The 14,569-nt window shown below is 63.8% G+C and carries 12 protein-coding genes; 7 read left to right on the top strand and 5 right to left on the bottom strand.

Features of this window, described 5'->3' with window-relative positions; all coding sequences use genetic code 11:
- Window positions 1–18 precede the first annotated feature (18 nt).
- The 4 genes from AB8M85_RS08005 to AB8M85_RS07990 form a co-directional block, all read right to left on the bottom strand.
- Window positions 19–774: a DUF6339 family protein gene (locus AB8M85_RS08005; protein WP_372698245.1), complete on the bottom strand. Its 756-nt coding sequence runs from the start codon at window positions 772–774 to the stop codon at window positions 19–21.
- A 3-nt stretch (window positions 775–777) separates the two neighbouring features.
- The gene (locus AB8M85_RS08000; protein WP_372698244.1) at window positions 778–1,638 is read right to left on the bottom strand and encodes a hypothetical protein; all 861 of its coding nucleotides are present in this window, start codon (window positions 1,636–1,638) and stop codon (window positions 778–780) included.
- Window positions 1,635–3,518: a hypothetical protein gene (locus AB8M85_RS07995; RefSeq protein WP_372698243.1), complete on the bottom strand. Its 1,884-nt coding sequence runs from the start codon at window positions 3,516–3,518 to the stop codon at window positions 1,635–1,637. Before AB8M85_RS07995 ends, AB8M85_RS08000 begins: the two co-directional genes overlap by 4 nt.
- A 684-nt stretch (window positions 3,519–4,202) precedes the next feature.
- Window positions 4,203–5,393, bottom strand: a complete 1,191-nt coding sequence (locus AB8M85_RS07990) for an ROK family protein (RefSeq protein WP_372698554.1) — start codon at window positions 5,391–5,393, stop codon at window positions 4,203–4,205.
- A gap of 247 nt (window positions 5,394–5,640) precedes the next feature.
- On the opposite strand from AB8M85_RS07990, the gene AB8M85_RS07985 reads away from it, so the two are divergent.
- The 7 genes from AB8M85_RS07985 (at window position 5,641) to AB8M85_RS07955 (ending at window position 13,057) form a co-directional block, all read left to right on the top strand.
- Window positions 5,641–6,444: a sugar phosphate isomerase/epimerase family protein gene (locus AB8M85_RS07985; protein WP_372698242.1), complete on the top strand. Its 804-nt coding sequence runs from the start codon at window positions 5,641–5,643 to the stop codon at window positions 6,442–6,444.
- Window positions 6,441–7,550, top strand: a complete 1,110-nt coding sequence (locus tag AB8M85_RS07980; protein ID WP_372698241.1) for a Gfo/Idh/MocA family protein — start codon at window positions 6,441–6,443, stop codon at window positions 7,548–7,550. Before AB8M85_RS07985 ends, AB8M85_RS07980 begins: the two co-directional genes overlap by 4 nt.
- A gap of 94 nt (window positions 7,551–7,644) precedes the next feature.
- Complete coding sequence (locus AB8M85_RS07975) at window positions 7,645–8,970, top strand: ABC transporter substrate-binding protein (protein ID WP_372698240.1); 1,326 nt, start codon at window positions 7,645–7,647, stop codon at window positions 8,968–8,970.
- Between the two features lie 41 nt (window positions 8,971–9,011).
- Window positions 9,012–10,019, top strand: coding sequence for a carbohydrate ABC transporter permease (locus AB8M85_RS07970; protein ID WP_372698239.1), 1,008 nt, complete (start codon window positions 9,012–9,014; stop codon window positions 10,017–10,019).
- A complete protein-coding gene (locus AB8M85_RS07965; protein ID WP_372698238.1) occupies window positions 10,012–10,851 on the top strand; it encodes a carbohydrate ABC transporter permease in 840 nt (279 codons plus the stop codon). The genes AB8M85_RS07970 and AB8M85_RS07965 overlap by 8 nt, the downstream gene beginning before the upstream one ends.
- Before the next feature lie 31 nt (window positions 10,852–10,882).
- Window positions 10,883–12,004, top strand: a complete 1,122-nt coding sequence (locus AB8M85_RS07960) for a Gfo/Idh/MocA family protein (RefSeq protein WP_372698237.1) — start codon at window positions 10,883–10,885, stop codon at window positions 12,002–12,004.
- Window positions 12,005–12,043: 39 nt separating this feature from the next.
- Entirely contained in the window at window positions 12,044–13,057 is a 1,014-nt protein-coding gene (locus AB8M85_RS07955; protein WP_372698236.1) for a sugar phosphate isomerase/epimerase family protein, read from the top strand.
- 850 nt (window positions 13,058–13,907) lie between these two features.
- Here AB8M85_RS07955 and AB8M85_RS07950 read toward each other — a convergent pair.
- On the bottom strand, window positions 13,908–14,429 hold the full coding sequence (locus AB8M85_RS07950) for a GNAT family N-acetyltransferase (RefSeq protein WP_372698235.1): 522 nt from the start codon (window positions 14,427–14,429) through the stop codon (window positions 13,908–13,910).
- Between the last annotated feature and the right edge of the window lie 140 nt (window positions 14,430–14,569).

Genomic DNA, 14,569 nt, shown 5'->3' with positions numbered 1-14,569 from the left:
TAGAACGGCTTGCCATGTTCATTTGCCTGCAGGAACGGGGGGTGCGGATTCGGCGACGAGGGAACGCAAGCCATCTGCATCCAAATAGGAGATGTCGCGGTATCCGTAGACAAGCGTCATTTCCTTCATTATGACTTGGAGGTGCTTGTCTGTGGCCTGCGGGCCGCCTTGGGTTGCGTATTCGAGGACGCTGCGGACTAGGTCGGGCAGAGCTCCGGCCTCCCGATCGAATAGGGCATTGAGCCGGTCCTCATTCTTGAAGGCCTCGCGTGTATAGGCGAAGGGGTCGCCCGCGGCTTGTGCTAGGGGATGCTTCGTTTGGGGGTCGTAGGTCAGGGAGGACACCCACCAGAGACGAGCAATGCCGTGCCTGATCAGCCGCCCTCGGGTGGAGTTGCCCATAAGCCAGCGGTCTCGAACACGGCCTTTCCAATTGCGTACTTCGGCCAGTGGCCAGCGGTTTTCCATGTATTCGCGGTACGTCGAAAATGCGAGGAAGGTCCATAGCCGTCGGTCCGAGGCGTTGGCGCGGTCCAAAGCTCCTAGATACTCATACACGAGGGGGGCATTCTGTACGTCGCGTCCAGCGACTTTCGTGGCGTCCAGATGCTCTGGGGCCCCTAGCTCCACCGGCAATTCCAGCTGGTTCTCCTCACGGTGAACGATCGTGTCCGCGTGGGCCAAGAAGTCTTCGTAGGTATTGGCGGCGTCGAGCGCGGATTGGAGCTCGACCAAGGCCTGGTGGGTGAGTGAGCGGGCGCGGTTATCTTCCATTGTTTAGTCCCCCAAATCGTCGAAGGTGGTGAGAGATGTGTCCAAGGGGTTACCGAGGATTTCCTGTGCCATCTCGAATGGGCGCATGTCGCTGGAACGTGATGCTTGCATTAGCCGGGTTATGGCGGTGTACCAATGCCTGTCGGTCAGATTTTCGTCTTCGTCGCCGGACGTTTCATTAGCCTTGATGAAGGAGATAGTTTCCATCAGGGCGGGGAGGACGACGAGACTGATTTGCAGGTCTTGACGGTTGCGGAGCATGCCGAACCCGTGCAGAACTTCTACGGGGAAGGTCACGAGAATGTGCTCGTCGTCGTCGAACCTGACCCGCAAGCCGCGCTTCATGTTGGAATCGGCAACGAATTTGAAGCACGACCCGAGGGGCGGGTTGAGCGGGTCGTAGAGCTTCTCAGCCTCGAATTCGAGGACGCCTGCATCTGCGAGAATGTCGCCGGGCAGGAGGTGAAAGTCCGCGTCGCCGTAGTCGGGGTGCTGGTTTTCCGGCCGGTAATTCCCGATGGGCTTGGTGGCGATGACTCTCATTTCGATTCTGACCGTGCCGCTGATCGATTGCTGGTCGATCCATCCGACGTAGCCGGTGCTGTCGGCATGATACATGTTGATCTCGGCACCTAGTTCCTCGTTGGCAAGGGTGGCAGTGCAGGACCACCGGAAGCTGTAACGAGCCGACCCCTCGTCGATGAGGACCTGGATCCGCGGCTCGGTCATGCGCACTTGGAACTTGATTTCGACGTCATCGACGCTCGGGGCGAACGATGCGTTGAAGACCTCGATTTCGGCATCGACGTCGTCCGAATCGTCGAGTACGGGGTGCGGGTACGAGCCGCGGGTGGTGCTGCTCATTTGATCCCCAGACGGTAGCGGTGATTGGACGAAAGCTTGAGTCGGACCTGAGATGTGGTCCCGGCCTTGAGTTCCAGTTGGGCCAAAATATTTCCCTTGTGCTTGAGCGGGGTAGTAACCCCTGCGGTAATGATGGAGGCGTTGTCGATCGGCAGCTCGTAGTCCTCCTCGACGCTCCCGCCCGGTCCGAGCGCGAGAAGCTGCACGTCACCGGAAATGTCTTCTGGGGAGGTCAGTGCGAGGCAGACGTCACCGGTGGTGGCATCGGACCAGCTCCGGAATCGGATGTCACCGGCGCTGATGCGGCCCGTTCCATCACCTTCCGTGCCACCGCCCGCGATGTTCCCACCCTTGTTGTTGCGCTTCTTGCCTCCGCCCGCATCCTTCCCCTTTTCGGCAGGGGACGAGCCCTCGCCGCCGGCCGAGGTCTTCACCCGGACGCTGACGGCCTTTCGACCGCTGGCGGAGGCGGACATGTCCTCTCCTGCGCGGCCTTGGACCGTGCTGGACTCCCTAGTGGTTCCTGACCCTGTGCCCGGGGTGCCTGCGGGCGCGGCTTCGGTCAGAGTCCTCTCTTCGAACAACTCGTCCGGAAGGTATTTGGATAGGCCTTTGACGTGGACCTGTTCTCCGATTTGCTCCTTGACCCGACTCTTGAGACCGTTGCGGACGAAAGTCTTGAGGTCGCTGATGATTTTCCCGCCCCCAGGTGACCGCCCGGCATCCCACTTGTGGTGCTGGGGTGGCTCGAGCTTGCGCAAGAGGGTGTTGCCCTTCTCATCGGAGCACTCCAGCACAGCTGCGTACTTCACTGGAATCGAGGTGTGTTTGAAGGTGTCGATTTTCATGAGCGGTTTCCGGACGGCGATGGTATGCAGCGATTTCGATAGGGAGTCGTCGACGTTGATGTACAGGCTGATTTGGCCGAGCATATCGTGGGTTCCGAGGATCGGATTTGGGTCCGTGATCGCGCGGTAGAAAGCCGCGGTTTCCTGGTCTTCGGCCACGTGGGTCTTGAGCTTTTCGGCATCCAGACGCCATGTTCCTATTGGGGTCTTTCCCTCGACGACGAGTTCGCCTCTGTGGATGGCCATGAGGAAATTCCTCATGAAGGCGACCTTGATGTGCTGAAGGGTGGGGTCCTCTTCGGCTTTGCGGTATCCAAGGATGTAAAGGTCGGTCCCGGCGTCCGTTCGTTTTGGGAATGGCCCGATGGGTTCGGGGTCACGCAAGTAGCGGAAGTCTTCTGCGTGAGCTCGGTCCGTGAAGAAACCGTCCCCCACTCGCCAGATCCCCTCGGTGTCACGGTGGGAAGCCAGGCAGCTGTAACCGGCGAAGACCACTTCGTTGCCGCCCAAGGGGAGGGATGTGTAGAGGACGGTGCTCATGTCCGAGGCCATAGGTCCTACGGCCGAACCGATTCCGAAGGAACCGCCGCGGGATCCGTCGTCAGCGGAGATTCCCGCGCCCCTCGTCAGGGCGCTGAGCGGGGACTTGGGGTCATTGATGGACTCTGTGCCGGCCAGGCCTTTGGTGCCATAGTCACTGATGCGCAGCACCGGAATCGACGTTCGCAGTGACGTCTCATTCGCCAACTCCATGTTGTCGTGCCCTTGGGAACCCCGTGTCTGCTCTTCCACCTGTGCCAGATGGGTTCGCAAACCAGCGATTCCTGGAATGTCGTCTGTGGGCATGTCGGCCAATTCGAAAACTATTTTCACGGCGCCGGCGCCGGCATCGATGGAGTTTTGTCCCGTCTCGCGGACCAAGGACGTTTCAGCCCGTGAGCCTTCGAAGAACTGTGCGGCAGGAGAAATTGCGCCTTGGGTGGCTGCCTTGCCGGCGGCTTCGAAGTAGAAGCCGAAGTTCTGATCGGTCATTCGAATGACACCTTTCTTTCGGAGGGAGATGCGGGATCGAAGAGGGCACGCACCTCTTGGAGCTCGACCTCTATGGGGCGAAAAAGAGCTTCCACCTCATCGGACGTGTACTCGTAGTTCTTTCGGTTGGCTAGGTTGCCCAGTAAGGAAATCTCTCGAATAAGTCGATCCCCTCGAGTGGAAGCCAACCGGCGAAATCTATCGTTTCGAGACTCGTCCAGCTTACGTTCGGAGAATTTATCGGACATATATTGACTATATATCGGAAATGAAGGGTGTCAATGCCTTTGGATTGACGATTTCGGGAGACCACTTTCCGTCCACCGAGCAATCAATGGCGCAATTTCGTGTGGTCTAAATGCAGCGTGCGGTTGGCGCGAGAATCCCCCTCATCGTGGCGTATGCGCGCGAAACAATGCGTTCTGGTGATAGACCGGCGTCGGACATCGCTTCGCCGTGTCCGGTGATGTGGGCCGTATATTTGCTGACCGGCACCTGTATTTAGTGGGGGGCAGGGGCATCGCGTTGAATGGAATCGGACTTGCCCGGGAGCCTGTTTTGCTGCGTCCATCGTCGGTCGGAATGGCAACCATGCCTGATTACGTCCCCATGTCGACGAGTTGAGGGGTCCTCGTAGAAACGAGGTTCTGATCGCTGAAGATGCTGGTGAGCAGCCTTCAGTTGCTAGCAGCGTGTCGTTTCAATCGCGCTGGCTGAGAGGGCAAAATCGGTAGCCAGTGCCACGGCCCCCAGGACGCCTGCATGCGAGCCAGCCGTAGACGCGATAATCCGCAGATGTTTCGTCGCCAGTGGCAGTGACCGCTGGTAGACGACTTCACGTATTCCCGCTAAAAGGTGCTCACCGACCTGGGCCAGCGAACCACCGACGACGATCACCGACGGATTCAGCATGCTGACGCAGGTTGCGAGAACACTGCCTAGGTCCCTCCCGGCCTGGCGGACTGCTGCGATCACCTCCGCGTCGCCATCGCGGACTCGTTGCGCGACCAACGAGGGGATGTTTTGACCGGGCTCGGCTGCGAGGCCGAGCTTCTTGGCTATGGCCGGGCCACTGGCAACGGCCTCCAAGCAGCCAACGTTGCCGCAAGTGCACAACGTATCTGGCCCGCCGGGAACACGAACGTGCCCCAGGTCGCCAGCGGTACCTTGGGCGCCGCGCATCAATTGCCCGTGGGCCACGAGACCTGCACCAATGCCGGTGGCGACCTTGACGAATAGTATGTCCTGGTCGTTGGGCAGGTTCGCTTTGTACTCGCCAAGGGCCATGATGTTCACGTCGTTGTCGACGAGTACCGGAACGTCGTATTCCCTGTGGAGCCGTGCTGGCAGGTCATACCCATCCCACCCCGGCATGATCGGCGGGCTCACGGGACGGCCTGTCTGGAATTCGACGGGGCCAGGAAGGCCGACGCCGATGGCGGCCAAGTCGGAAGCGGTGCATTCCGCCTCCTCGAGCAACCTACCGATGGTTTGAGCCAGCCATCCGACGACTTTCTCTGGTCCGTCCGCAATGGGCAGGGGCTCCCAGAACTCTGCCTTCACTTCACCGGCTAGGTTCGCCAATACGGCCCGCGCGTGCGTCGCTCCGAGGTCTGCGCCGATGACGACGCGAGCGTTCGGATTTAAGGCGAAGAGTGAGGGTGGGCGTCCACCGGTTGACGTCGAATCACCCACGGGGGAGACATAACCCAGCTGCAGAAGCGTCTCGACGCGTGAGGCAATGGTCGACCTTGCCATGCCGGTCACCTGCGCCAACTCGGCGCGCGTGCGGGGCCGTCCGTCGCGGAGCAGTTGGAGGAACTCCCCGGCCTTGGCCAGGTCGGCGGTGCCGTTCTCGGCCGTCTCGATGGCCATCATTCCTCGTTTCGTGGTCCCCAGTTGTCAGGTGCTTGCAGTGATCATGCCATCGGCCGCCCTCATTCCCGAGTTGTTGCGGGAAGTTGTTGCCGATCGACCTTCTGAGTATATTCCTACAGCTTTTGCTTGACGTTCGTCAAAAGTACTCGTACGCTCAATTTCAACGCCGATGTGACAGCGCTCACGCTGATTGCCGCAGCGGCCGATGAACCGCCCGACAGCGCACTCCAGAGGAGCTCATTTCATGACAACGTCCGGCCCCACCATTCGGCGCTCACCGCAGCCGAAACCCACCGACGCGCAGGGCGCCTCGGTCAGACCCGGCCTCTCCGTCCAGCTCTACACGGTTCGCGGCCACCTCGCCGAAGACCTCCCCGGAACGCTCGAGAAGATCGCCGGCATCGGCTTCACCAACGTCGAGCCCTACGCCTTCGTTGAGCGTGCCGCCGAATACCAGGAGCACTTGTCCCGGCTCGGCCTCGCCGCCCCGACCGCCCACGTAAAGCTGATCGACGGCGACCTCGACGCCATCTTCGCAGCTGCAAAGCAGCTCGGCATCTCCACCATCATCGACCCACACATCGACGAGTCCCGCTGGACCACCCGCGACTCCGTCGCCGGCATCGCCCGCGACCTGAAGGACATCGCCGCCCAGGCAGCCGACCATGGACTGGCCGTCGGCTACCACAACCACGCCTTCGAGCTGGAGAACCGCATCGACGGCACCGCAGCCCTGGAGATCTTCGCCGACGAGGTCGGTACCGCCGTCGCCCTCGAGGTCGACACCTACTGGGCCGAAGTCGGCGGCGAGGACGCCCCGGCCCTGCTGGCCCGCCTCGGCGACAAGGTCAAGGCCCTCCACGTCAAGGACGGCCCCAAGAACAAGAACGACAAGGAACAGGTCGCCGTCGGCACCGGCTCCATGCCGGTGGCCAAGATCCTCGCCGCCGCCCCGAATGCATTGCGCGTCGTCGAGCTCGATGACCACGACGGCGACGTCCTGCAGGCAGTGGCCGACTCCTACGCCTTCCTGGCAGGCACCAAGTGAGCGCCGCGACGACTGGCGTCGGCATCGTCGGCGCCGGAACCATCAGCGACCAGTACCTGGGCAACCTCACCCAGTTCCCCGACCTGAAGGTCGTCTTCATCGCCGACATCGACGAGGAGCGCGCCGCATCCCAGGCCGAGAAATGGGGCGTCTCGAACTCGGGCTCCTACGAGCAGCTGCTCGCCACCGACGACGTCGAAATCGTCGTGAACCTGACCATCCCCGCCGTCCACGTCGAGGTCGCCCTGCAGGCAGTCGCCGCCGGCAAGCACGTCTGGGGCGAAAAGCCCTATGCGCTGGACCGTGAATCCGGCCGCCAGCTCATGGAGGCCGCCCAGGAGGCGGGCGTCCGCGTCGCCGTCGCTCCCGACACGTTCCTTGGTGCCGGCCTGCAGACCGCGCTGCGTGAGGTCCGCGACGGGGCCATCGGCCAGCCGCTGACCGCGCTGACCCTCTTCCAGGTCCCCGGCCCCGAGTCCTGGCACCCGAGCCCGGAATTCCTGTTCGCGAAGGGCGCCGGCCCGCTGTTCGACGTCGGCCCCTACTACCTGACCACACTGATCCAGGTCTTCGGCCCGATCCGCCGCGTCGCCGCCCTGTCCTCCCAGGCCCGCAGCTCCCGCACCATCGGCTCCGGTCCCAAGGCCGGTACCGACTTCGTCGTCGAGGTCCCCACCCACGTCAGCGCGCTGATCGACTTCGAATCCGGGGCCAGCGCGCAATCCGTGTTCAGTTTCGACTCCAAGCTCCCGCGCGCCGGGTTCGTCGAGATCTCCGGAGCCGAGGGCACCGCGGTGTTCCCGGACCCCAACATGTTCGACGGCGAGACCACCATCCACACCGGCGAGGGCGAGCCGCGCGTCGTCGAGGCCACCGGCTCGTTCTTCACCCGGGGGACCGGTGTCGCCGAACTGGCGCAGGCCATCCGCGAGGACCGCCCCGAACGCGTCCCCGGCGAACTGGCCTTCCACGTCCTGGACGTCATGGCCTCCCTCGTCGAGGCCGCCGATTCCGGCACGTTCGTCGACGTTTCCTCCACCGTGCAGATCTCCGCCCCGCTCGACGCGGACTGGGATCCCTCCCGGGCCAGCAACCCGGTCTCCTGAGCACCCGCACCACCTCCATCACCGCACCACCTCCATCACCGCACCACCTCCATCACCGCTCCATCTCACTCACAGCAGAGAAATGAGAACCGTCATGAAACGCACCATGAAATGGGCTGCCGTCCTCTCCATCGGCGCCATGTCCTTGGGTCTGTCGGCCTGCGGCAACAACGGATCCGCCGACAGCGGGGACGCCAAGGCCGGCGGCACCATCACCTACTGGGCCTCGAACCAGGGCACGTCGGTCACCGACGACGAGCGCGTGCTGAAGAAGTCGATCGAGCGCTACACCGAGGAGACCGGCACCAAGGTCGAACTCGAGGTCATCCCGTGGAGCGACCTCTACAACCGCATCCTCACCGCCGTCTCCTCCGGCGACGGCCCCGACGTGCTGAACATCGGCAACACCTGGGCGGTGTCCCTGCAGGCCTCCGGCGCGTTCATGCCGTGGGAGGGCGAGCCTCTGGAGAAGATCGGCGGGCAGGACCGCTTCGTGCAGACCAGCTGGGCGACCGGCGGCGCCGAGGGCCAGGCCCCGACCTCCGTCCCGCTCTACGGGCTGAGCTACTCCATGTACTACAACACCAAGATGTTCAAGGAGGCCGGGATCGACGCACCGCCGGCCACCTGGGATGAGTTCGTCGCCGACGCCAAGAAGCTGACCAAGGACACGAACAAGGACGGCAAGACCGACCAGTGGGGCGTCTCCCTCGCCGGATCCTCGGTGACCAACAACGCCCACGCCGCCTTCATCCGCGGCCTGCAGAACGGCTCGGCCCTCTACGACGACCAGGGCAACCCGCAGTTCGCCTCCGACGGCGTCGTCAAGGGCGTGAACCAGTGGGTCCAGCTCATGGGCGAGGACGGCGTGGTCAACCCGTCGATGGCCGAGGCCCAGAACGGCTCGGACATGGTGGAGGACTTCGCCGCCGGCAAGTCCGCCATGTTCTTCGACCAGGCTCCCGGCAAGACGCTGAATGCACGGGACATGAAGGACTGGAAGGCCGCACCGGTCCCGATGATGACCGCCGACGCCACCGGGCTGGAAGGCACGCAGTCCCACGTAGCCGGCATCAACGTCTCCGTCTTCGACAACTCCGACAACAAGGAGGCAGCCGTCGACTTCGTCAAGCACCTGACCAGCGATTCCGAGCAGAAGTACCTGAACAAGGAATTCACTGCCCTGCCCGTGGTCACCGCCGCCTACGACGACCCGGCCTTCAAGTCCGAGGAGATCTCGCTGAAGAAGGACATCCTGGCCAACCACGCCCAGCCGATGCCGCTCTACCCCTCCGAGAGCCAGATGGAGACCCTGGTCGGCACCGCGGTGAAGAACCTCTTCGCCCAGATCGCCCAAGGTGAGAAGGTCACCGAGGCCGACGTGAAGAAGGCGCTCGAAAACGCGAATTCGCAGATGTGAGCACGCCCGCCCCACCCGCCTCGAAACGGCCGAAAGGACAGATGATGGCTCCCACCCTTGAAGCCGGGAACCGCCGCCGTGTAGAGCCGGATCCGGCCGCCCCCACCCAGGGGCGGCCGGTACCCCCGGCCCCGCAACGCAAGCGCAAGAAGGACCTGTTCCCGTATCTGCTGATCGCCCCGGCGACCATCATGGAGCTGCTGATCCACATCATCCCCATGATCCTCGGGGTCTGGATCGCGTTCATCGCGCTGACCCAGCTGAGCATCGGGAACTGGGTGAAGGCCAAGTTCATCGGGTTCGAGAACTTCGTGGCCGGGCTCAGCCCCTCGAGCCCGATCGGCACCCAGTTCTACGGGGCGCTGGGGCGGACCCTGCTGTTCACGGTCATCGTGGTGGCCCTGGCCTGGGCGCTGGGCATGTTCGCCGCGGTCCTGCTCTCCTCGAGCTTCCGGGGGCGTGGGCTGCTGCGGACGCTGTTCCTGGTGCCGTACGCCCTGCCCAGCTACGTGGGCACCATTGCCTGGGCGTTCATGTTCAACCAGCGCGACGGCGTCATCAACCGCTTCCTGGTCGACGACCTCGGGTTGCTGGACCACCGGCCGTTCTGGCTGTTGGGGTCCAATGCCTTCTGGGTGATGGTCATCGTGACGGTGTGGCAGTTCTGGCCCTTCGCCTTCCTGATGCTGCTGGCGGCACTGCAGAACATCCCCGGTGAAGTGTACGAGGCCGCCGCGCTGGATGGGGCCAGCCTGTGGAAGCAGTTCACCAACATCACCCTGCCCATGATCGGGCAGGCCAACTCGGTGCTGTTGCTGATGCTCTCGCTGTGGATCTTCAACCAGTTCAACGTCCCGTACGTGTTGTTTGGGCCGGCCTCCCCACCGGAGGCGACACTGATCTCGCCGCTGATCTACCAACAGTCCTTCAGCAACTGGAACTTCGGCGTCGGCGGCGCCATGAGCGTCCTGCTCCTGGTCGTGCTGCTGATCGCCTCGGCGTTCTACATCCGACTCGTCATGCCCAAGGGAAAGGGACCCAATGCTTGAGACCCGTGGATTCCGCATCCTGCGCACGTTCGGGCTGCTGGGCCTGTCGATCATCGTCATCCTGCCGCTCTACGTCGTGCTCGTCACCAGCGTCAAACCGCTCGAGGACGTGCGCGGGCTGTTCACCTGGTGGCCCAGCACCATCACCCTGCAGCCGTACCTGGACATCTGGAAGACCGTGCCGCTGGCCGACTACTTCGTCAACAGCCTCATCGTCACCGTCAGCGCCACGTTCTTCTCGGTGGTGCTGGCCGTCATGGCCGCCTACGCCCTCTCCCGTTTCCAGTTCAAGGGCGCGCGGACGTTCTCCCTGGTGGTCCTCTCGACCCAGATGTTCCCGGGCATCCTGTTCCTGCTGCCGCTGTTCCTGATCTTCACGCAGATCGAACGCACGGTCGGACTGCAGCTCTCGGGAACCTACCTCGGGTTGATCCTGACGTACCTGACGTTCTCGTTGCCGTTCGCCATCTGGATGCTCACCGGCTTCCTGGCCTCGATCCCGCGCGAACTCGAAGAGGCGGCGATGATCGACGGCACCGGTCGGATGGGCGCCTTGATCCGCGTGGTGCTGCCGGTCGCCAGGCCGGGGATCATCGCCGTGGCCGTCTACTCCTTCATCACGGCCTGGGGCGAGGTCCTCTTCGCCTCGGTGCTGACCAACTCCGACACCCGCACCCTGGCGATCGGCCTGCGGTCCTACGCCTCGCAGACCGACGTGTACTGGAACCAGCTGATGGCCGCCTCGGTGGTCGTCTCGCTGCCCGTGCTCATCGGATTCATGTTCGTCCAGCGCCATCTCGTGGCCGGCCTGTCCGCGGGTTCCGTGAAATGACCCGCTCCGAACCCACCCGAAGGAGGACCTTGTGAGCCACCCATCCACTGCACCGCTGAAGGTCGGCATCATCGGCGGCGGCTTCATGGCCCGGATCCACGCCCAGGCCGCGCGCGCCGCCGGCGCCGACGTCGTCTCGGTGCTCTCCTCCCGTCCCGAGCGCTCCGTACGGGCCGCCGCCGACCTGGGGATAGCCCATGCGGCGGCCACCCTGGACGAGCTGCTGGCACGCGTCGATGTCGTGCACGTCTGCTCGCCGAATGCCACGCATGCCGGGCACGCCCGCGCGGTGTTGGAGGCCGGCAAGCACGTCGTGTGCGAAAAGCCGCTGGCCATCGCCCCCGAGGAGGCCTCGGCGCTGGCCGAACTCGCGACCCGGGCCGGAGTCACCGCGACCGTCCCGTTCATCTACCGGTTCCATCCGATGGCCCGCCAGGCGCGCCACGAGGCGGCGGGCGGGGGCATCGGGCGCTTGCTCACCGTGCGCGGGAACTACCTGCAGGATTGGATGCTGCAGGAGGATGACACCGATTGGCGCGTCGATCCCGCCGCGGGCGGCCCGTCCCGGGCCTTCGCCGACGTCGGTTCCCACCTGGTGGACCTGCTCGAATTCATCGCGGGGGAGCAGATCGTGCGCATCAACGCCCGGCTCGGGATCGCCCACCCCACCCGTCGCGGGCAACCCGTCGACACCGAGGACGCCGCCGTGTGCCTGGTGGAGATGGAAGGCGGCGCCATCGGCAGCCTGATGGTCTCGCAGGTCAACGCCGGACGGAAGAACGCGTTGAGCCTGGAACTCGGGGGGACCAGCGGATCGGTCGCCTTCGACCAGGAGCACCCCGACGAACTCTGGCTGGGCGGACGTGCGGGATCCACCACCCTGGCCCGCGACGCCCCGTCGCTGGTCGACGACGCAGCCCGGCTTTCGGTGGTTCCGGCCGGTCACCCGATGGGCTATCTTGATGCCTTCAACGCCTTCGTTCTCGACACCTATGCGGCCATCGCCGGGGGAGCCCCCGCCGGACTGCCGACGTTCGCCGACGGGCTCCGCGCGGCCATCCTCACCTCGGCCGTCCTGGAGTCCTCCCGCAGCAACTCGTGGGTGGACGTCAGCACGGTCTCGGACCGCGCAGACGTCCAGCACATCCTCTAACCCCAGAGCCGACGACCACCCCTTCGAGGAGGACCTTGCATGACCGAGAATCCGCAGCCCGTCACCTTGTTCACCGGCCAATGGGCCGACATGCCGTTCGAGGAACTGGCCCGCCGCGCCGCCGACTGGGGCTATGACGGACTGGAGATCGCAGCCTCCGGTGACCATTTGGACCTGCAGCGTGCCGACGAGGACGACGCCTACCTCGCCTCCCGGCTGGAGATCCTCGACAAATACGGACTCAAGGTCTGGGCCATCTCCAACCACCTCGGCGGCCAGGCGGTCTGCGATGACCCCATCGACTTCCGCCACCAGGGCATCCTGCGCCCCTACGTCTGGGGCGACGGCGAACCCGAGGGCGTGCGCCAACGAGCCAGCGATGACATGAAACGCTCCGCCCGCGTGGCCCGCAAGCTCGGTGCCGACGTGGTCGTCGGGTTCACCGGATCCAAGATCTGGCAGTACGTGGCCATGTTCCCGCCGGTGCCCGGCGAGGTGATCGACGCCGGCTACCAGGACTTCGCCGACCGCTGGAACCCCATCATGGATGTGTTCGACGACGAAGGGGTCAAGTTTGCTCTCGAGGTGCATCCGTCGGAAATTGCCTACGACTACTGGACCACCGTGCGCACCCTGGAGGCCATCGACCACCGGGAATCGTTCGGGCTGAACTGGGACCCCAGCCACATGTTCTGGCAGGGGATCGACACCGTCGGCTTCATCACCGACTTCGCCGACCGGATCTACCACGTGGACTGCAAGGACACCCGGCTACGCCCGCCGATGGGCCGCAACGGCATCCTGGGGTCCCATCTGCCGTGGGGAGACCCTCGCCGCCGCTGGGACTTCGTGTCCACCGGCCACGGCGACATCCCGTGGGAGGACGCCTTCCGCGCCCTGGCGCATATCGGCTACGACGGCCCCATCTCGGTCGAGTGGGAAGACGCCGGCATGGACCGCCTGCATGGTGCGGCCGAGGCCGTCGGGAAGATCCGCGAGCTGCTGTGGAAGCGGCCGGAGGCATCGTTCGACGCGGCGTTCTCGAACCAGTAGCCGCATGGGGCCGATTCTTCCCTGAACTAGCCTTTGTCAGTCCGTTGTGCGTATGCCTTGCTGCCGGGCTCGTCCTTCGGCAATTCCGGATGAATACGGCACAATTCGTGGAGTTCCACCTTGAGGGAAAGTCTGAGGTCATGAATGAGGGCGCGATAGTTCTGGGAATCATGACGACTGTTGTGGAGGTACTCGTTGCAGTGCATGGACATCTGGTCGAGGAGCGTGTGCACCTCTGAATCAACATCGTCTCGAGCGGCTAATCGCGCCTCGTCAATGGCCCGACGTACGTCTAAAACGGAACTAGAAACACCGTCAAATCTGCATGACCGTCACGAGCTTTCCAGACTCGAGTGAGTGACTTCGGTTCTACGGGCGCTCGCTTCCGAGCCAATTCGCCGATCAGTCGGCGGAGGCCCGAGATCTCTCGCTTCATTCGTTCTTTGCGATAACTCCGACGGCCAAGAAACACAGCAATAGCAGCTGTGGCGACGGCCACGATTGCGCCGACAATTAGATCCGACGGGAATGTCGCGAACATGACGTCACTCTAATCAATCCCAGCCTGGGCGAGGGCCAACATGCGGCTGGAATTTCATACGCTACAAGGGATGGGCATGCTTCCGTCCGGCGCGGCCGGAGGAGTTCCCGGATGTGACCGCCCTGGGCGATTCATTGCGCGAAAAGGACGACTTCGATGTCTTCCGCGGGCAGGTGGAGGCCCTGCTCTCCACGATGGAAGCGGCGTTGCCGCGAACGTAGGGCGACCCCGGCCCGTGGGGGCCGGGGTCGCTTGCGCAGCATGACTTTCGCGCCGCCGTCGTGCTCTGGTGTTGCCGTGAAGCGGTGGCTAGCTGTCCACCGGTTGCTGTTCGGGATCTTGCAGCTGGGCCAGGGCCGCGGGGTCCTGCAGATGGGTCAGGGAGAGGGGGCCGGTGTCGCCGTTGATGTACTGGTCGACGTCGGGCGAACCCAACGTCGTGTCCAGATGCTGTGCACGTCGCGAGCCCGTCAGCCGGACGAAGTCGAGCGGGATGTTGGCGTCCGCATCGGCCTTGTGGTGGGCGGGGGAGGGGATGCGCTCTTGCCATTCCGCGGTGACGAGGAAGGCGTACTCCCGATGCTCCGCGATGAAGGCGCGTACGGCCGGGCAGAACGGCAGGAGCGCCAATCGGCTGGTGTGCGCGTCCGTCAGGACGTGGTGGATGAGCATGTCGATCAGCAGCGCCGACTTGAACTGGCGCTTCATGGAGGTATGCAGGACCCACATGTCGGCACCGTCCATGCTGTACTGCACGAATCCCGCCAGTTCGCCCGCCTTGAAGATCTGGTACTGGAACTGTTCGCGGTTGTTTTCGATCGCAATCGGCATGCGCTACGCCACCTCCGTCACGACACTGGAAACGGTCCAAGGAGCGACATGGCGTTGGTGCGGGGGGAGGAAAAGGTTCAGGGGGATCACGTTGGCTCCTGTGCAGAACTGGCGGCCCTCTGCTGAACCGGTAACAGCAT

Source organism: Arthrobacter sp. JSM 101049 (assembly GCF_041679245.1).
Taxonomy (GTDB): domain Bacteria; phylum Actinomycetota; class Actinomycetes; order Actinomycetales; family Micrococcaceae; genus Arthrobacter_H.
This window is presented reverse-complemented; position numbering and strand designations above follow the sequence as displayed.